This is a genomic window from Alkalihalobacterium alkalinitrilicum, assembly GCF_002019605.1.
GTDB lineage: Bacteria > Bacillota > Bacilli > Bacillales > Bacillaceae_F > Alkalihalobacterium > Alkalihalobacterium alkalinitrilicum.
In genome coordinates, this window is sequence record NZ_KV917368.1 from 3,941,650 (window position 1) to 3,959,938 (window position 18,289).

At 39.7% G+C, this 18,289-nt stretch carries 20 protein-coding genes; 18 read left to right on the forward strand and 2 right to left on the reverse strand.

Translation table 11 applies throughout. The annotated features are described in order from the left end of the window. Positions 1-59 precede the first annotated feature (59 nt). Both BK574_RS19195 and BK574_RS19200 read left to right on the forward strand, forming a co-directional pair. Positions 60-497: a GNAT family N-acetyltransferase gene (locus BK574_RS19195; protein WP_078429690.1), complete on the forward strand. Its 438-nt coding sequence runs from the start codon at positions 60-62 to the stop codon at positions 495-497. Positions 498-800: 303 nt separating this feature from the next. After that, positions 801-1,844: an L-threonylcarbamoyladenylate synthase gene (locus BK574_RS19200; protein ID WP_078429691.1), complete on the forward strand. Its 1,044-nt coding sequence runs from the start codon at positions 801-803 to the stop codon at positions 1,842-1,844. A gap of 156 nt (positions 1,845-2,000) precedes the next feature. On the opposite strand, the gene BK574_RS27645 is transcribed toward BK574_RS19200, so the two are convergent. Then, positions 2,001-2,249, reverse strand: a complete 249-nt coding sequence (locus BK574_RS27645) for a hypothetical protein (protein WP_158211695.1) — start codon at positions 2,247-2,249, stop codon at positions 2,001-2,003. Between the two features lie 29 nt (positions 2,250-2,278). Further along, the gene (locus BK574_RS19205; protein ID WP_142247996.1) at positions 2,279-3,238 is read right to left on the reverse strand and encodes an IS4 family transposase; all 960 of its coding nucleotides are present in this window, start codon (positions 3,236-3,238) and stop codon (positions 2,279-2,281) included. A gap of 303 nt (positions 3,239-3,541) precedes the next feature. Between BK574_RS19205 and BK574_RS19210 the strand changes: the two genes are divergently transcribed. The 16 genes from BK574_RS19210 to atpG all read left to right on the forward strand — a co-directional run bounded on the left by BK574_RS19210 (position 3,542) and on the right by atpG (position 18,266). Then, positions 3,542-4,054 (forward strand): manganese efflux pump MntP, encoded by a 513-nt coding sequence (locus tag BK574_RS19210; protein WP_078430919.1) that lies wholly within the window; start codon positions 3,542-3,544, stop codon positions 4,052-4,054. Positions 4,055-4,161: 107 nt separating this feature from the next. Then, positions 4,162-4,602, forward strand: a complete 441-nt coding sequence (locus BK574_RS19215; protein ID WP_078429692.1) for a low molecular weight protein arginine phosphatase — start codon at positions 4,162-4,164, stop codon at positions 4,600-4,602. Between the two features lie 29 nt (positions 4,603-4,631). Then, positions 4,632-5,927, forward strand: a complete 1,296-nt coding sequence (locus BK574_RS19220) for a methyl-accepting chemotaxis protein (protein WP_078429693.1) — start codon at positions 4,632-4,634, stop codon at positions 5,925-5,927. A 25-nt stretch (positions 5,928-5,952) separates the two neighbouring features. Beyond that, complete coding sequence (gene rpiB, locus BK574_RS19225) at positions 5,953-6,393, forward strand: ribose 5-phosphate isomerase B (RefSeq protein ID WP_078429694.1); 441 nt, start codon at positions 5,953-5,955, stop codon at positions 6,391-6,393. A 20-nt stretch (positions 6,394-6,413) separates the two neighbouring features. Further along, on the forward strand, positions 6,414-6,989 hold the full coding sequence (locus BK574_RS19230; protein ID WP_078429695.1) for a TIGR01440 family protein: 576 nt from the start codon (positions 6,414-6,416) through the stop codon (positions 6,987-6,989). A gap of 111 nt (positions 6,990-7,100) precedes the next feature. Then, positions 7,101-8,342, forward strand: coding sequence for a serine hydroxymethyltransferase (glyA, locus tag BK574_RS19235; RefSeq protein WP_075385271.1), 1,242 nt, complete (start codon positions 7,101-7,103; stop codon positions 8,340-8,342). 953 nt (positions 8,343-9,295) lie between these two features. Then, a complete protein-coding gene (upp, locus tag BK574_RS19240) occupies positions 9,296-9,925 on the forward strand; it encodes a uracil phosphoribosyltransferase (protein WP_075385272.1) in 630 nt (209 codons plus the stop codon). 449 nt (positions 9,926-10,374) lie between these two features. After that, on the forward strand, positions 10,375-12,651 hold the full coding sequence (locus BK574_RS28890) for a S8 family serine peptidase (protein WP_078429696.1): 2,277 nt from the start codon (positions 10,375-10,377) through the stop codon (positions 12,649-12,651). Positions 12,652-13,026: 375 nt separating this feature from the next. Continuing rightward, the gene (locus tag BK574_RS19250; protein ID WP_075385274.1) at positions 13,027-13,254 is read left to right on the forward strand and encodes an AtpZ/AtpI family protein; all 228 of its coding nucleotides are present in this window, start codon (positions 13,027-13,029) and stop codon (positions 13,252-13,254) included. Beyond that, positions 13,254-13,637, forward strand: coding sequence for an ATP synthase subunit I (locus tag BK574_RS19255; protein ID WP_075385275.1), 384 nt, complete (start codon positions 13,254-13,256; stop codon positions 13,635-13,637). Before BK574_RS19250 ends, BK574_RS19255 begins: the two co-directional genes overlap by 1 nt. A gap of 27 nt (positions 13,638-13,664) precedes the next feature. Next, positions 13,665-14,375 (forward strand): F0F1 ATP synthase subunit A, encoded by a 711-nt coding sequence (atpB, locus tag BK574_RS19260; RefSeq protein ID WP_420796998.1) that lies wholly within the window; start codon positions 13,665-13,667, stop codon positions 14,373-14,375. A 97-nt stretch (positions 14,376-14,472) separates the two neighbouring features. Beyond that, on the forward strand, positions 14,473-14,685 hold the full coding sequence (gene atpE, locus BK574_RS19265; protein WP_075385277.1) for a F0F1 ATP synthase subunit C: 213 nt from the start codon (positions 14,473-14,475) through the stop codon (positions 14,683-14,685). A 92-nt stretch (positions 14,686-14,777) separates the two neighbouring features. After that, entirely contained in the window at positions 14,778-15,284 is a 507-nt protein-coding gene (gene atpF / locus BK574_RS19270) for a F0F1 ATP synthase subunit B (RefSeq protein WP_078429697.1), read from the forward strand. After that, on the forward strand, positions 15,266-15,814 hold the full coding sequence (locus BK574_RS19275; protein ID WP_078429698.1) for a F0F1 ATP synthase subunit delta: 549 nt from the start codon (positions 15,266-15,268) through the stop codon (positions 15,812-15,814). Before atpF ends, BK574_RS19275 begins: the two co-directional genes overlap by 19 nt. A 21-nt stretch (positions 15,815-15,835) precedes the next feature. Then, positions 15,836-17,344: a F0F1 ATP synthase subunit alpha gene (gene atpA, locus BK574_RS19280; protein ID WP_078429699.1), complete on the forward strand. Its 1,509-nt coding sequence runs from the start codon at positions 15,836-15,838 to the stop codon at positions 17,342-17,344. 61 nt (positions 17,345-17,405) lie between these two features. Continuing rightward, on the forward strand, positions 17,406-18,266 hold the full coding sequence (gene atpG / locus BK574_RS19285) for an ATP synthase F1 subunit gamma (RefSeq protein WP_075385281.1): 861 nt from the start codon (positions 17,406-17,408) through the stop codon (positions 18,264-18,266). Positions 18,267-18,289 lie beyond the last annotated feature (23 nt).

Here is an 18,289-nt window from a genome sequence, read left to right on the forward strand (position 1 = left end):
GTCCTCTCATAGTAATAGTTGTAGTGAAAAAACAACTTAATTTAAGGGAGGACGAGTTCGTGTCAATTGTTATACGAATTGCTGAAGCAAAGGATTTACTACCCATCCAACGTTTAGTAGCGAAAGCTGGCTTGACGGAAGAAGGTATTGAAAAAAGGATCAATCATTTTTTAGTCGTAGAAACAGACAATAAGGAAATTGTCGGAACCGTAGGCATTGAACCGCTCGGAAACGATGGCTTACTTCGTTCACTCGTCATCAAATCGGAACATTGGAATGCAAAAATAGGGCTCGATTTTTTAGAAATTGCGTTAGCGTATGCGAAGCAAAAGGAAATGGATCAACTCTATTTGATCACCCAAAGTTCATTGGACTTCTTTGAGTATTTAGGTTTTACGATCGTTGAAGATGAACATATTCCAGAACATGTGGAAAACTCATCACACTTTAGACAATACGTTAAAGGCGTTACAAAATTAATGAAACTGGACTTATAATAGCCTAAGGAACTAAACTATAGTAAAGATTAGACTGCAATGAACATAAACGTTGTAGTAAATGAAACCAAAAAACATATGAACATGTGGACAAAGTAAAGTTTCAAACATGGAAATAGAAGAAATAGTGGGAATATATATAAAGTTATACACAGGTTATCCACACAACGTGGATAACTTTTTATTTTGTGAAAAAACTTAAAAATTGGGTGAGTCTAAAACCCTTGGTTTGACAGCGTTTTTCGACTTTGTTTGACACAGTTATTAAAAATAATAGAAAATAGAGTATGAGGTGGATAAATCGTGAATAATAAACAAACTGAGTATTGGATTGTGGATAAAAATCAAGATCACTTAAATATACATAATGAAATCAAGGAAGCGGCCCTGTGGATAAAAAAAGGAGAAGTTATTGCGTTCCCGACAGAAACGGTTTATGGTCTTGGAGGAAACGCGTTAATTGATGAGGCGATCGAAAAAATCTATATCGCAAAGGGGCGGCCAAGTGACAACCCACTCATCGTTCATATTGCATCAAAAGAACAAGTTGGAAACTTAGTTTCTGAGATTCCCATCCTTGCCGAAAAGCTAATGGATGCGTTTTGGCCTGGCCCATTAACGATTATTTTACCAAGCAAAAATAGCGTTTCAACTCGAGTAACAGCCAATTTACAGACGATTGCCCTGCGGATCCCAGATCATCCTGTCGCTTTGGCGTTATTAGAAGCAGCTGACGTCCCAGTTGCGGCACCGAGTGCCAATGTGTCAGGCAAACCAAGTCCTACGACAGCACAACATGTGAACCATGACTTAAACGGTAAAATAAAAGGCATTGTCGACGGTGGTAAAACAGGAGTCGGGGTGGAATCGACGGTTGTCGATTGTACAGAAACGGTTCCCGTAATTTTACGGCCCGGAGGAATTACGAAAGATCAGCTTGAAGCTGTAGTTGGGCCTGTAAACGTGGACCCTGCTCTTTTTGAAGAGGGAAATATTCCGCGTTCTCCTGGGGTCAAATATACACATTATGCACCGAATGCCGAAATGTATTTAGTGAACGATTATCAACGGCGAATGCAGACGTTTGTCAACCAATATCGTGACGAAGGAAAACGAGTCGGTATTTTAACGACGTATGAACATGTGAGTGACTACGATGCAGACCTTATTTTACCTTGTGGATATCGTGAAGATTTAGAAACGGTTGCTAGTCATTTATATGAAACGTTGCGCTGTTTTGATGATCATGACGTCGAAATTATTTTAGCCGAAACTTTTCCAAAACAAGGGGTCGGAGTGGCGATTATGAACCGATTAGAAAAAGCAGCAGGTAAAAAAGTTTTATAAAATACAGATAAAAGCGAAACTGGGGGTCTGTCCCAGTAGCCTTGCATCGATGTAGTTATTTTGAATATATGTATTATTTTTACATCTTGTTTTATGGATAAAATGAAAAACAGAGAACAGGGTATTACATTGACCTTGTTCCCTTTTTTTTCCTTTTTAATAATTACCTAGTTTTCTCTCATTTTTTCTTTTACTTTTCTTGGGTTTATCTTTCACCAAAGCAACGTTTCCAAACGACGGTGTTTTCTTCTCAATTGGAATAGGGACTTTCTGTCTCCCTCTCGATTTTCGCTTCTTTTTTAATCGTAATGCCTTTTTAAACGAACTGACCGTTTTATAAAGGTAGGTTTGTAGTATCCGAAAGAATTCCCATGGCGTCTTTTTAGAATCAGCCTCTAGCTTCACAATGAGTGAAAGTCCATATGCTATAAGAGCTAAAACATCTGATTCCAGATACCCTGCGGCTTCGTACTCCAGATCTTTGTTAATTTAAGATGCTGCTTAATCCATTTGAAAAATAATTCAATGACCCAACGATATCGATAAATGTCCATTACTTGTTGGGCGGTAAGATCAAATCTGGTGGTTAGGATTCGATAAGTTCTTTCTTTTTCATCCACAAACTCAATATACCTTACTGGTATTTTAGATATACCGTATAATACTTTGGCATCCTGAATGACCGATGGGTGAGATGGTTTATAATCTTCTAATGTATATAAACGAAGAGCCTTAGTGATCCGAACTACGAATGATATTCCTTTCTCTTGCCAATCCATTAAATTGTGCTTTGAAGGATAGCCCCGGTCCATTACGTGAGTGGTATCTAATTCCTCTATTAAGATATCTGAGCTTTCAAAATCACTTACGGTTCCTGTTGAGGGAACGATTTTATCTGGAAATGCGATGTCTGGTGAAACAACTTTTAATCTTGTATGCATTTTGACGGAATTATGACCTTTTGAAATAAATGCCCAGTCACATAATTGTTCTGGCAATCTAATTTCCGTAGAATCAACGATACTTAAAAGTCCAATTCCGTCTGGTAATCCTTGATTCGATTGGGTTAGCTGGTTGAGCTTCTGAACCACTTTAATAAAAAGTTTCTGAACTAATTCTGTTGGAAGGTCATTGATCCGTCGGCTAAGCTGAGAGCCACTGATTTCAGAAACACCAATCTCTTTTTGTAGCTTCGGATATGCAGCTAGTTTTTCTTCCATGTGAGCATATGAACTCCATTGATCTAACTGTGCAGCTACAAAAATTTTTAATAGCGATTTTGTAGAAAGCTTATACTTCCCGTAATCTAGTAAAGGACATTCAAAATCCTCTAACGGAAGAAGGGATAAGCATTGACAAATGAGCATTTCTCGGCCTATACTTTTATTACTCATTGTTAAAACTCCTTTGTAGAAGACTTGTTTGTTTAAGGGAACAAAACAAGGTCTATAACTTCTACAATAGGAGTTTTTTCTTTGCCTGTAAATACTATAATATTACTTTTCTGTAATTTTTTTAAAGTCATGCAAGGCTACTGGGTCTGTCCCCCAGTACGTTAACACATTGGGGGACAGACCCCAAAATCGCGATTGGTTGCCGAAATTCCTTTGTCTATTTCTCTTTGGACGTGCATACATTGAAATAGCACGGACAAGGAGTGAGTTGCGGTGATTGGAGAATTAATCACATTATTCATTATGGCAACAGCGCTTGGAATGGATGCATTTTCTGTTGCTTTAGGAATGGGAATGGTTGGCCTAAGATACCGTCAAATGTTTAACATTGGAATTGTGATTGGCGGTTTTCATATTATTATGCCTTTACTAGGGATACTAACAGGTAAACTAGTATCTAGTTATTTTGGATTATTTGCGACCTATTTAGGTGGAGGTTTGCTACTTGTCCTCGGCCTTCAAATGGCTGCTTCTTCACTAAAAAGAGATTCCGAAAAGATGTTAAAGCCGATTGGGTTCGGGTTAATTATTTTTGCATTAAGTGTAAGTTTAGATAGTTTTTCAGCGGGACTTAGCCTAGGGATGCTTGGGGCGAAAACGCTGATTGCCGTCATTGCCTTTGGCTTCATGAGTATGATTTTATCGTGGACTGGGCTCGTAATGGGATCTCGATTTAAAGGGATGATTGGCTCATATGGTGAACTTTTAGGTGGTTTAATTTTAATGGGGTTTGGAGTAAAGTTACTTTTGCCGTAGTCAGATTATTGAATGATATTGAAAATAATAAAAATGTGGTAAAATAAAAGCAATTAAGACAAGCAGTAAATTTGAGTTGAAATACGTTAGAAAGGATACACGATTCTATGAAGCGAGTACTTTTCGTATGTACAGGAAATACATGTCGTAGCCCTATGGCTGAGGCGTTACTAAAGCAAAAACTAAATGATGAAATTGAAGTACAATCAGCAGGAATTTACGCAGTACCTGGAAGTGATGCAAGTGAACAAACGAAAGAAGTGTTGAAAGAGCGTGGCATTTCATTTGCGCATCGTTCGCAAACACTATCACTAGAATTGTTGAATTGGGCAACGATTGTTTTGACGATGACCGAGAGTCACAAGCAGTTGATCATAAGTCAATTTCCAGAAATGAATAAAAAAGTGTTTACATTGAAGGAGTATGCACAGGGGGAAGATGGTTTTTCGGGGGATATAGCGGATCCTTATGGAGGTTCTGTCAATGAATATCGATTTACAGCATATGAGATTGAAACGATGCTAGAAAAATTGTGGCCGAACAAGTAATCGTATTAAAATGACAAGAGGTGTACTTGGTGGGGGAGAAAAAATCATATCGCTTGAGTATTCGAAAGAAACTAGTAGTAGGAATTAGTGGGCTTGCGTTAATTACATATGGGACAAGTGCTTTTTTTATTTTCTTTTTAGCAGATTATTTACAAGGCTTTTGGAGTATCAACAGTGATATCTTTACAATTATTACGTTAGTTTTAGGGGTTATCTGGTGTGGAATTCTAGGGTTTTTAGCTGCACCACTTATTACAAAGCCGCTAAGTGAACTTGAAGAAGCAGCAAGAAAAGCCGCGGCAGGCGATATAAAAGTCGATGTAAAGATTTCAAAGTCAGACGATGAAATTCGAGCATTAGGTTTAGCGTTTAATGAGATGCTGAGCAGTTTACGTTTAATGGTAAAAGATATTGAAGACAACTTTGAACAAACGAATCAAAAAGTATCAGAAATTACAAACGCTTCTGAATTAGCTTCGGAAAAAGCAGATAATATTGGACGTACGATTGAAGAAATTGCAAAAGGTGCAGAGAGCTCTGCAGATGCGATTCAAAATACGGCGGAGTCAATGGAAGACGTTTCAACGATTGCGATGAAAGTACAAGACCGTGCGTCTGCTTCAAAAGGGTCTGCAGAACACATGGTCGAAAAGCTTACAGAAAGCCGTAAAGTCATTGACCACCTCGTGAATGGAATTAAGAAATTAGCAGAAGATAATCAACATTCATTAACAGCTGTTGAACGCCTAAATCGTCAAGCCAAACAAGTAGAAGACATCATTTCTTTAGTTGGAGATATTGCCGCGCAAACCAATTTATTAGCATTAAATGCATCCATTGAAGCGGCGCGAGCAGGCGAGCAGGGAAAAGGTTTTGCTGTTGTTGCTAATGAAGTTCGCAAACTGGCAGATGAAAGTTCAAAAGCGGTACAAGGAATTACAAAGCTGATTACAGATATTCAACATGAGGTGCAAAATGTTGTAACGCAAATTACAGCACAAGTACAAGTTGCGAATGAACAATCGGAAAAAGGGTCCGAAACGAATGAAGCGATTAGGTTGATGGAAAAATCTATATTAGAAGTATCTGAAGCCATTCACGATATCTCACAATTAATCGATAATCAGCTCGGATCGATTATGTCGACAACACAAGAGACGCAAGAAGTAGCGGCAATTGCAGAAGAAACGTCAGCGGGCGCTCTAGAAGTCGCAACTGCAACCGATCAACAAACAGCAATTATTGAGGAAGTTGCTGCAACGGCACAAATATTGAATGGACAAGCTCAAAAATTAAAAGCGACTATCGCAAAGTTTTCAACGTAAAACGACTATGGAGGAGAGAGTAGAAGTGAAAGTAGCAATTGGTTCAGATCATGGCGGAATTAACATTAAAGAAGAAATTAAACAATTAATGGGTGAAATGGGAATTGAGTTTGAAGACGTGGGCTGCGAATGTACGGATTCAGTCGATTATCCTGATTATGCGTTACCAGTAGCCGAACAAGTGGCAAATGGTAAAGTCGATCGTGGCATTTTAATTTGCGGGACAGGCATTGGCATGTCAATTGCCGCAAACAAAGTTAAAGGAGTACGTTGTGCGCTCGTTCACGACATGTTCAGTGCAAAAGCTACGCGTGAACATAACGATAGTAACGTTTTGGCGATGGGTGAGCGTGTCATTGGTCCAGGGCTTGCAAGGGAAATTGCAAAAGTATGGCTTGAAACAGCTTATGAAGGTGGAAGACACGAACGTCGTGTAAGTAAAATTAAAGAGTACGAAAATCAGTAAGTGAGAGAGGTGTACACAGGATGGCCGATTTGATGGAACAAATCAAAAAGGATATTCTGCAAGTGTTACAAGAATTGAATGAGGAAATGCCGTTATCGAGTGAGCATATTCTTGTCATTGGGACCAGTACAAGTGAGGTCATCGGTAAAAAGATAGGGACGAGTGGATCAGAGGGTGTAAGTGAAGCCCTCTTTTCCGCTTTTGCTCAATTTAAGGAACGAACGGGAGTGCAGTTAGCGTTTCAATGCTGTGAGCATTTAAACCGAGCGATCGTTGTGGAAAAAGCGACGGTAAAAGAGCATCGACTCGAGGAAGTTTCCGTCATACCTGTAAAAGGTGCAGGTGGCTCAATGGCGGCTTGTGCCTATCAAATGATGGATCAAGCGGTCGTAGTCGAAGCGATTGCAGCTGATGCAGGGATTGATATTGGCGACACGTTAATTGGAATGCATTTGAAACGAGTGGCTGTACCTTTACGCAGTTCAATCCGCTCGATTGGTGAAGCGCACGTCACGCTTGCGAAAACGAGACCGAAGTTGATTGGTGGCGAACGTGCAGTTTATAAAAATAGCGGAAATCATGAAGATTGTTTTTGATTTTTGAAAAAAAGTACGGATTTTGTCGTATGTTCGTGGTAGAATAGAATTGAATTTGAAAGCAATAACCGAAAAACACGAAGAATGGTTGCTACTGAAAGGGGTATAGAGATGGAAACGTTAAAAAATCAAGATCCTAAAGTATATGAAGCAATCCAACTAGAGTTAGGTAGACAACGAGATAAGATTGAAATGATTGCATCAGAAAACTTTGTAAGTGAAGCTGTAATGGCAACACAAGGCTCAGTTCTTACAAACAAATATGCAGAAGGTTACCCAGGACGCCGCTATTATGGTGGTTGTGAATATGTTGATATCGTCGAAGATTTAGCTCGCGATCGTGCAAAAGAGATATTTGGTGCAGAGTATGTTAACGTACAACCGCATTCAGGAGCACAAGCGAACATGGCGGTATATTTTACGATTTTAGAAACTGGTGATACAGTACTTGGAATGAACTTATCGCACGGCGGTCACTTAACCCACGGAAGTCCAGTTAACTTCAGTGGAGTTCAGTATAACTTCGTGGAATACGGAGTAGATCAAGAAACACAAACAATTGACTATGATAAAGTTCTTGAGCTAGCAAAAGAGCATAAACCGAAATTAATCGTAGCAGGTGCGAGTGCATATCCTCGTGAGATTGATTTTGAAAAGTTTCGTTCGATTGCAGATGTTGTGGGTGCATACTTAATGGTTGACATGGCTCATATTGCAGGACTAGTTGCTGCAGGTCTTCACCCAAGCCCTGTACCGCACGCTCATTTCGTGACAACGACAACACATAAAACATTACGTGGACCTCGTGGTGGAATGATTCTTTGTAAAGAAGAGTTTGGTAAGAAAATTGATAAATCTATTTTTCCTGGTATTCAAGGTGGTCCATTAATGCACGTTATTGCAGCAAAAGCAGTAGCATTTGGAGAAGCCCTTCAACCTGAATTTAATACGTATGCGGAAAATATCGTGAAAAACGCGAAACGTCTAGGGGAAAAACTGACGAGTGAAGGAATTAAACTCGTTTCAGGCGGCACGGATAATCACCTTTTACTGTTAGACCTTACAGGCCTAAAGTTAACAGGTAAAGTTGCTGAGCATGCTCTAGATGAAGTAGGAATCACAACGAATAAAAATACAATTCCATTCGATCCAGAAAGTCCATTTGTAACAAGTGGAATTCGTATCGGTACAGCTGCAGTTACATCTCGTGGCTTAGACGAAGCGGCAATGGATGAACTTGGCGAAATTATGGCATTAACATTAAAAAATATTGATAACGAAGAAAAATTGAAAGAAGCAAGTGCACGCGTCGATGCATTAACTAAGAAATTCCCAATGTATCCAAACCTATAAGAATTGAAGCTCCTTCCCAGGTTTGAATGTGGGAATACAGCCTCAAAAAATGTTAAGAGATCAAATCCTTATGCGATTTGGTCTCTTATTTTTTTGTATTAAGAGCGAGAATGGTTGCTGGGGCTAGGGTACTGTATGGTTCCCTTGAAAGGGGGAAAGAATCAAGGGCGGTAATCAAAGAAGGTTAATGGTTCCCCAAGATGGAGGTTCGTGTTAGAGCAGGAGCGGGAACCACAGAGAGTTTATAGTGCCCGCAGGAGGAAGTCACAAGTAGTTCACGGTCACTATAGAGAGTTCATAGTGCCCGCGGGAGGGAGTCACAAGTAGAGAGCGGTCACTATAGAGAGCTGATAGTGCTCGCAGGAGGGAGTCACAAGTAGTTCACGGTCACTATAGAGAGTTCATAGTGACCGCGGGAGGGAGTCACAAGTAGAGAGCGGTCACTATAGAGAGCTGATAGTGCTCGCAGGAGGAAGTCACAAGTAGTTCACGGTCACTATAGAGAGTTCATAGTGCCCGCGGGAGGGAGTCGCAAGTAGTTCGCGGTCACTATAGAGAGTTCATAGTGCCCGCGGGAGGGAGTCGCAAGTAGTTCGCGGTCACTATAGAGAGTTCATAGTGCCCGTAGGAGGAAGTCACAAGTAGTTCGCGGTCACTATAGAGAGTTCATAGTGCCCGTAGGAGGAAGTCACAAGTAGGGAGCGGTCACTATAAAGAGTTCATAGTGACCGAAGGAGGAGAAAAAAGAGTGAAAACGGTACTAAGAAAAATAAATAGATCCCATGATCCTTACCAAAAGAACTAAACTCGCTAACGAAACATGCTTTTCGGCAGAAAATTCGCTCAATATAATCAAGCTTGAATGTTTTTGTTTTTTTTTGTAGAATTTTCAGGAGTGAGTACATACTACTGATGAAAATATTCGTCAGACCATTTAAAAAGGAGTTAATATAATGAGCAAAGTTTTTGTTTTTGATCACCCTTTAATTCAACATAAGTTAACTTTCATTCGTGATAAATCTACTGGTACAAAAGAGTTCCGTGAACTTACCGATGAAGTAGCTGCACTTATGGCTTTTGAAATTACTCGTGATCTTCCATTGCAAGAAGTCACTGTGGAAACCCCAGTTGGACCTGCTTTATCAAAAACGATTGCAGGTAAGAAGTTAGGTCTTGTTCCGATCCTACGTGCAGGACTAGGCATGGTTGATGGAATTTTACGCCTTATTCCAGCGGCAAAAGTAGGTCATGTTGGATTATATCGTGATCCAGACACACTTCAACCTGTCGAATATTATGTCAAATTACCAGCAGATATTGAAGAACGTGAATTTATCGTGATCGATCCGATGTTAGCTACAGGAGGATCAGCAGTAGAAGCGATTCATAGCTTAAAGAAACGTGGAGCAAAAACCATTAAATTAATGTGCCTTATCGCTGCTCCTGAGGGAGTAGAAATCGTGAAAGAAGCACATCCCGATGTTGATATTTATCTAGCTGCACTTGATGAAAAACTCAATGAAAAAGGTTATATCGTACCAGGTCTCGGCGACGCTGGAGATCGTTTATTTGGAACGAAATAATTGTGACCGTTAAGCGCTTAGTAACATTGATTTTTGTCAAAATTTCTTAGTAAAAATTTTTAGACGACATCACTGCTGAATCAGTTAGGTTAAATGTCTGCTGAAAAAAAATTTAAACATGAAGCCGTGAAGAGGCTGACGTTAAGTGTCCTTCACCTCAAAAAAAGATAACAACGTGTAAGTTATTATGATGCGCTGTTATAACGCTCTTTGAGGTGAAGGATCGCTACGATGTCGGTCTTTTTTATATGGAGTAGGATAGATCTAACATCGATCTTAAAAGTCAAATCCCCAGAAACCCACACTTCTAATTTCCGTTAAAAATTAAGTGGCGGGACTATTCAAAGAGAAATGAACTATGTATGTTTTTGATATTTTCACATTCATGAAATCCGCCCAATTGTTGCATACTAACTAAACAATTCTTGTCAAAGAAAGGGGAAGCTCCAATGAAAAAAGGTAGGCTACTTGCTGTAATCGTTATTGTACAGCTTGTCTTACACGCACTAACCGTTCATACTGCAGGAGCAAGCCAATTTCCAGAGCGACCACCTTTGGGCGAAGGAAAGGAAGAAGAACACCAAATTGTCATGGTCGAAGTGACCCAAGATAAAATCGAGCGTGTCATTTCTAAAGTTCAAAAAGTCATTCCTGAAAGTAAAGTAAGAAAGCGATTTAAGCTCGTCTATTCTGGATTTTCACTCGAGCTAAAAGAAAAGGATGTTCCTAAACTAAAAGAAATGACAGGAGTTACTCGAGTTGACCACGTCATGACGTACCAAACAACGCTTGATGATAGTGTCCCTTTTATTGGAACGGAAAATATTCGAAATCAATTAGATAGAGACGGTGAAAAGCTGACAGGTAAAGGCGTAAAAATAGCAGTTATCGACACAGGTATTGACTACAGTCATCCCGATTTGAAAGCCAATTTTAAAGGTGGTTATGATGTTGTCGATGATGATCAAGACCCAATGGAAACAACACCGCAACAAGGTGGTATAACGATACATGGAACCCATGTTGCTGGAATTATCGCAGCCAATGGAAAAATTAAAGGAGTGGCTCCTGAAGCGGAAATTTATGCTTACCGTGCGTTAGGGCCAGGCGGTCAAGGAACAACGGAGCAAGTCATTGAGTCCATTGAACGAGCAGTTGAAGATGGCGTTGATATTATTAATCTTTCCCTGGGAAATGCCGTAAATGGACCTGATTGGCCAACAAGCGTTGCGCTTGATCGTGCGGTAGAATTAGGTGTAGTTGCTGTCACATCGAATGGGAATAGCGGTCCAAATATGTGGACGGTGGGTTCTCCAGGTACGTCAACTAAGGCGATATCGGTAGGAGCATCATCGCCACCATTACAAACACCTTATATTACGATTTTTGGAGAAGATCGTGAAATTCCAGTTAATTCAATGACTGGAGCACTACCATGGAATGTACGGCGTGATTTTCCACTCGTCTATGCAGGGTTAGGTAGAAAAGATGAAATGGAAGACGTTGCTGGAAAAGTCGTATTAGTCCGAAGAGGGATTATTCCGTTTGCTGAGAAAGCAAAAAATGCCATGGATAACGGAGCAAAGGGGATTGTGATTTCCAATAACACATCAGGAGCTTTTATGGGAGCTATAGATGGTGAGCCGATCCAATTCCCTATCGCAGCAATATCCAAAGATGACGGCGAATGGCTCATGGAAAAGATTGAAGAAAAACAGAAGCGTCAATTACGAACGGTATTTCGCAAAGAAGAAGACTTGTTAGCGCCGTTTTCATCACGTGGACCTGTAACGCATACGTGGGAAGTTAAGCCTGATGTAGTAGCGCCTGGTGTTTCAATTGATAGTACCATCCCAAAAGGATATCTAGGGTTAAATGGAACGAGTATGTCAGCCCCACACGTTGCTGGTGCTGCTGCATTAATTAAACAAGCACACCCAAATTGGAATCCAGAACAAATAAAAGCAGCGTTAATGAATACGGGTAAACAGTTAATCGATGCCAATGGGGACCCATACTTACCCCATGAGCAGGGTGCGGGACGTATCCAAGTCGATAAAGCGGTTCGTACAGATACACTGGTATATCCAGGGGCAGTCACCTTTGGGAAATGGGCATCAGATGATCGCCGGGAAGTGAAAAAGGTAAAAGTGACAGTCGAAAATCATAGCAATAAAGAAAGAACTTACTATGTATCTCCACCATTTGATGCTCCCGATGGTGTTCAGTGGAAAGTTCCATTTTCGTTTCGAATACCTCCAGGTGACAAAAAAGAAGTTGAAATAGTCATGGATATTTTTCCTGCCGTACTTAAAGAAGGTATCCATCATGGTGACATCGTCATTAAAGGCGGAAATGAAGACATACGGGTTCCCTACTTATTTTTTATAGAAGAACCTGATTACCCTCGTGTTATGGCCTTTAACTTTGAAAGAGGCGATTCGATAAGCACGTATCGATATGAAATGTACTTACCTGGTGGGGCAACTGAAGTTGGAATCGCATTATATGATCCTGATACATTTGAATTTATAACGTATCTTGATGCAAAAGAAGACATTGGAAGAGGGCTATTGGAAGTCGAGTTAGAAGGAATAAAATTACAAGACGGAATATATAAAGCGCTCGTTTTCGCAGAACAAGATGGAAAAGAGGATACGATAGAAACGATGATTGTCATCGGAGATGAACTCCATAATTCAGAACAAAAAGGTCACGGGGAGTAGAGCTCTTCCCGTGATTTTTTATGAAACATGAAAATTATATCCCTAAAATAAATTCTAAAGAATGACGAAGTGAAATTAAGTTAGAAATTTGTAGTAGTACAGGATGAATAACATAGTAAAACTTTGGAAACATAATAATACGTAGGTGTGATATTTGACAAAAATGTGAACACCTATAATTAGCATAATTCACCTGTGTATTTATTGGCAAAACACGTTGACATCAGGTTTTCACTATTGTACGATTACAAAGGATGTTATGAGAAGTTTACATACTTTATTTTAATCATGATACATATAATTGAAGAAAGTGATATTGAGTGTAAACTTCTTTTTTTAAAAAAATAAGCGTGATCGGACAGTGGAGGTCTGCTGATGTCAAACAAAAAGGCACCAAAACCTTATCGGGCAATGGCCTTAATGACAGCAATCACATCGTACTTAGTAGGGCCAGTTATAGTTGGCGTTCTAGTAGGAAGATGGTTAGACAGTTTTTTTGACAAAAGTCCATTATTTATGATCATTGGTTTATTTTTAGGTTTAGGATCAGGTATATACGGTTTAATTCAATTGCTCGGGAGTTATTTAGGAGAAGATGATTGATGACTAGTTTTGCAGGCAACATGAGACGGTATGTCCAATACACATTTTATTTATTGGCGTTACTCGTCTTAGGATGGGGGTTCACCCCATATGAATCATTTTTTCTTGGATTTATCTTAGGGTCTGTCCTTAGTTTACTCATTCTTTGGAGCTTATTCAGTAGAGTGAAGCGTTTAGGACAAGCAGTTGAAGAAGGTAAGAAAATGTACTCCCTAGGAACGTTAACAAGATTTGCATTGGCGGTACTTGGAGTCATAATTGCAACTAGATATCCAGAAGTGATCCAACTTTATGGTGTGGTAATAGGTTTAATGTCGACCTATTTTATCATATTTTTAGACTTTATTATTCAAAAAATACGTTTAAAGCAAGAAGAGAGGTGAAAACAATTGGATTACAAAACTTATCCTATAGTAGAGAATATTTTTGGTATTCCAGGGCTTCATGCTAATCTAGCTAACATCATTATGATTACTGTAGTTTCAGCAATTGTCCTTCTTATTGGTGTTTTAAGTGCAAGAGTTATTACGATGAAACCTACAGGTATGCAAAATGTATTTGAATGGTTAATCGATTTCGTTAAAGGGATCATTAATAATACGATGGACTGGAAGACAGGGGAGCGTTTCTTGGGACTTGGATTAACGATATTCCTTTATATCCTAGTAGCCAACTTATCTAAGCTTCCGTTTGTTATTACAACTGAACCAGGCCACGTTGTTTGGTGGAAAGCACCAACGGATGACCCGCTTATCACATTAACTTTAGCAGCGATGGTTATCGTGCTTACCCACTTCTGGGGAATTAAAATTAAAGGTTTTGGTGGCTATGGAAAAGATTACTTCAAGCCAGTACCATTTTTATTCCCGTTAAAGGTTGTTGAGGAGTTTGCTAATACGTTAACTCTCGGTATGCGTTTATTCGGTAACATTTATGCTAAAGGGATTTTAATGGCACTACTCGTTTCGTTAGGTGTAAGTGGAGTCTTTGGGTTCTTTGCAGCGGCATTGCCGACAATCGCATGGCAAGCCTTCAGTCTTTTCATTGGGGCAATTCAAGCTTTCATCTTCTTAATGCTAACGATGGTATACATGGCCCATAAAGTGGCAGATGACCATTAATTGATTTAGTTTATTCATTTTGCTCTACAAAATTTAATTGTTCAGAGCTTAAATTAATAAAAATTTTATTTTATACATTTTAAGGGAGGAATTATTCATGGGAAGTTTAGCAGCTGCAATTGCAGTAGGTTTAGCGGCACTTGGTGCGGCAATTGGTAACGCAATGATCGTAAAAAGTACAGTTGAGGGGATTGCTCGTCAACCAGAACTAAAAGGTACTTTACAAACAGTTATGTTCATCGGGGTTGCATTAGTAGAGGCATTACCGATCATCGCGGTCGTTATTGCATTCTTAGTAATGGGTAACTAATAGACCATCGAAGTGTATAAATGGCGGAGTCCGTTCTATGTAATAGAAGCTTCGCCATTCCTTTTGTATAACTATTGAAAGGAGTGAATTCTATGTTTGGAAGTATAAACTGGTTCGACGCAATTTATCAGTTAATCATGTTCTTCATCCTTATGGCATTGCTTCGTAAGTGGGCTTGGGGACCGATTGTTAACATGATGAAACAACGTGAAGAACATATTGCAAATGAAATCGACACGGCTGAAAAGAATCGCAAAGATGCCGAGAAATATCTAGCAGAACAACGTGAAGAAATTAAGCGCGCTCGTCAAGAAGCACAAGAAATTATTGAAAGTGCCAAAAAACTTAGCTCGAAGCAAGGTGAAGAAATCGTTGCTACAGCAAAAGGTGAAGCTGAACGCTTAAAGGAAAGTGCTCTTGCTGAAATTCAACGTGAGAAAGAGCAAGCCGTTGCTGCTTTACGTGAACAAGTGACTTCATTATCTGTATTGATCGCGACGAAAGTCATTGAAAAAGAATTAGATGAGAAGCAACAAGATCAGATGATTCAAGAATATCTTAAAGAGGTAGGCGAAGAGCTATGGGCAACAAAGCGGTAGCTAATCGTTATGCTGTGGCTCTTTTTCAATTGGCACAAGAGAAAGATCTTTTAAAGCAAATTGGTGATGAGCTCCAGCTTGTTAAAACGGTTTTTGAACAAACAGAAAGTTTAAACAATGTACTAGAACATCCAAAAGTTTTAGAAGAACAAAAAGTTAAATTGATTAAGGAAAGTTTTGCAGATGCAGTCAGTGCATACGTCCTTAATACGCTTTTAATTATGGTGAAACAAAAAAAAGGAAGCTTAATTATTCCATTCATTAATAAATATCAAGAGCTTGCTTACGAAGCAGAAGGTATGGCTGTAGCAAAAGTTTACACTGTAAAGCCGTTGTCTGAAGAAGACAAACAATTAGTTTCTCAAACGTTCGCAAAGAAGGTTGGAGTGAAAACACTTTACATTGAAAACATTATTGAACCAAAGATTATTGGTGGAATGAGAATTCGTATAGGTGACCGTATATATGACGGAAGCATTAAACGCCAGTTAGACCGATTACAGCGTCAATTAGTCGCTGGAAACCGTTAGAAGAAGATAGGGGTGAACGATATGAGCATCAAAGCTGAAGAAATTAGCTCTCTTATAAAGCAGCAAATTGAAAACTTCCAATCTGATATTGAGGTTACTGACGTAGGTACAGTAATTCGTGTTGGTGACGGTATCGCCCTTGCTCATGGATTAGAAAACGTTATGGCCGGTGAATTACTTGAGTTTTCAAATGGTGTAATGGGTATGGCCCAAAACCTTGAAGAAAACAGTGTAGGTATCGTAATCTTAGGTCCATTTACGGATATCCGTGAAGGCGATGAAGTAAAACGTACAGGTCGTATCATGGAGGTACCTGTAGGTGAGGCATTACTAGGACGTGTAGTAAATCCTCTAGGGCAACCTCTTGATGGTCAAGGACCAATTAATACAAACAAATCTCGTCCGATTGAAAGTCCAGCACCTGGTGTAATGGATCGTAAATCCGTACATGAGCCATTACAAACAGGTATTAAGTCAATTGATGCACTAGTACCAATTGGCCGTGGACAACGTGAGTTAATTATCGGGGACCGTCAAACAGGTAAAACATCTGTTGCGATCGATACGATCTTAAACCAAGCAGATCAAAATATGATTTGTATCTACGTTGCAATTGGTCAAAAAGAATCTACAGTTGCAGGTGTTGTAGAAAAACTTCGTCAAAAAGGTGCTTTAGACTATACAATCGTAGTTACTGCAAGTGCATCTGAGCCAGCTCCATTACTATTCTTAGCTCCTTATGCTGGGGTAACAATGGGTGAAGAGTTCATGTACAATGGCAAGCACGTTCTTGTTGTGTATGATGACTTAACAAAACAAGCATCTGCATACCGTGAGCTTTCATTATTACTTCGTCGTCCTCCAGGTCGTGAAGCATTCCCAGGGGATGTATTCTACCTTCACTCTCGTTTATTAGAGCGTGCAGCGAAGTTAAGTGATGCAAAAGGTGGCGGCTCGATTACAGCTCTTCCTTTCATCGAAACACAAGCAGGGGATGTATCAGCATACATTCCAACAAACGTTATCTCAATCACAGACGGACAGATCTTCTTACAATCTGACCTTTTCCACTCAGGGGTACGTCCAGCGATTAACGCCGGTTTATCTGTATCTCGTGTTGGGGGTTCTGCACAGATTAAAGCGATGAAACAAGTATCTGGTACGTTACGTCTAGACTTAGCGTCTTTCCGTGAACTAGAAGCATTTGCTCAGTTCGGTTCTGACTTAGATAAAGCGACTCAAGCGAAGTTAAATCGTGGACAACGTACAGTTGAAGTCTTAAAACAAGGCCTTCACGAGCCATTAGCTGTTGAGAAGCAAGTAGCAATTCTTTATGCATTAACTAAAGGCTTCCTTGATGATGTTCCAGTTGAAGATGTTCGTCGTTTCGAGTCTGAAATGTTTACTTTCTTAGAGCATAACAAGAAAGATCTATTAGATACCATTCGTACAACTGGTAAACTTCCAGAAGAGAGTGCATTTAACGCTGCGATTGAAGAATTCAAAAAAGGCTTCAATACAAGCAAGTAATCGTTTGAATATGTGAACAACTTCTAGGAAAACCAGTTTAGCGAAAAGGTGGTGAAATAAAGTGGCTTCACTTCGAGATATAAAAACGCGAATTAACTCGACAAAGAATACGAGACAAATCACAAAAGCGATGAAAATGGTTTCAGCTGCGAAACTTAATCGCTCGCAAGAAAAGGCAAAGTCATTCCTCCCGTATACTGAGAAAATTCGTGAAGTTGTAGCAAGCATTGCGGCAGGCAATTCGGACGTTAACCATCCAATGCTTCAAGAACGTCCAGTTAAGAAAACAGGTTATATTGTCATTACGGCTGACCGTGGGTTAGCAGGTGGATATAATGCTAATATTATTCGTGGTGTAATCAATAAAATCCAAGAGCGACACAGTTCTCCTGACGAGTATGGTTTAATTGTTATTGGACGTATCGGACGAGATCTTTTAAGACGTCGTAATCTTCCTATCATTCAGGAAATTACAGGATTAGGGGATCAGCCAGAATTCAACGACATAAAAAATTTAACTCGAACAACGGTAGAGATGTTCTCTGATGAGATTTTTGATGAGCTGTACATTTGGTATAACCATTTTGTAAGCCCGATCACACAAGAAGTAACGGAACAAAAGGTGTTACCACTTACAGACATTTCTGCTTCTAATGATGTAAAAGCATCTTATGAGTATGAGCCTACAGAAGAAGCCATTTTAGAACAGCTTCTTCCACAATATGCAGAGAGCTTAATTTACGGTGCGCTACTTGACGCGAAAGCTAGTGAGTTCGGTGCACGTATGACAGCGATGAGCGCTGCGACTGATAATGCAACAGCATTAATCGACAGCTTAACTCTTGCATACAACCGTGCTCGTCAAGCTGCAATTACTCAAGAAATCACAGAGATTGTCGGCGGTGCAGCAGCACTTGAATAACGGATAAATGAACGTTTTAATAG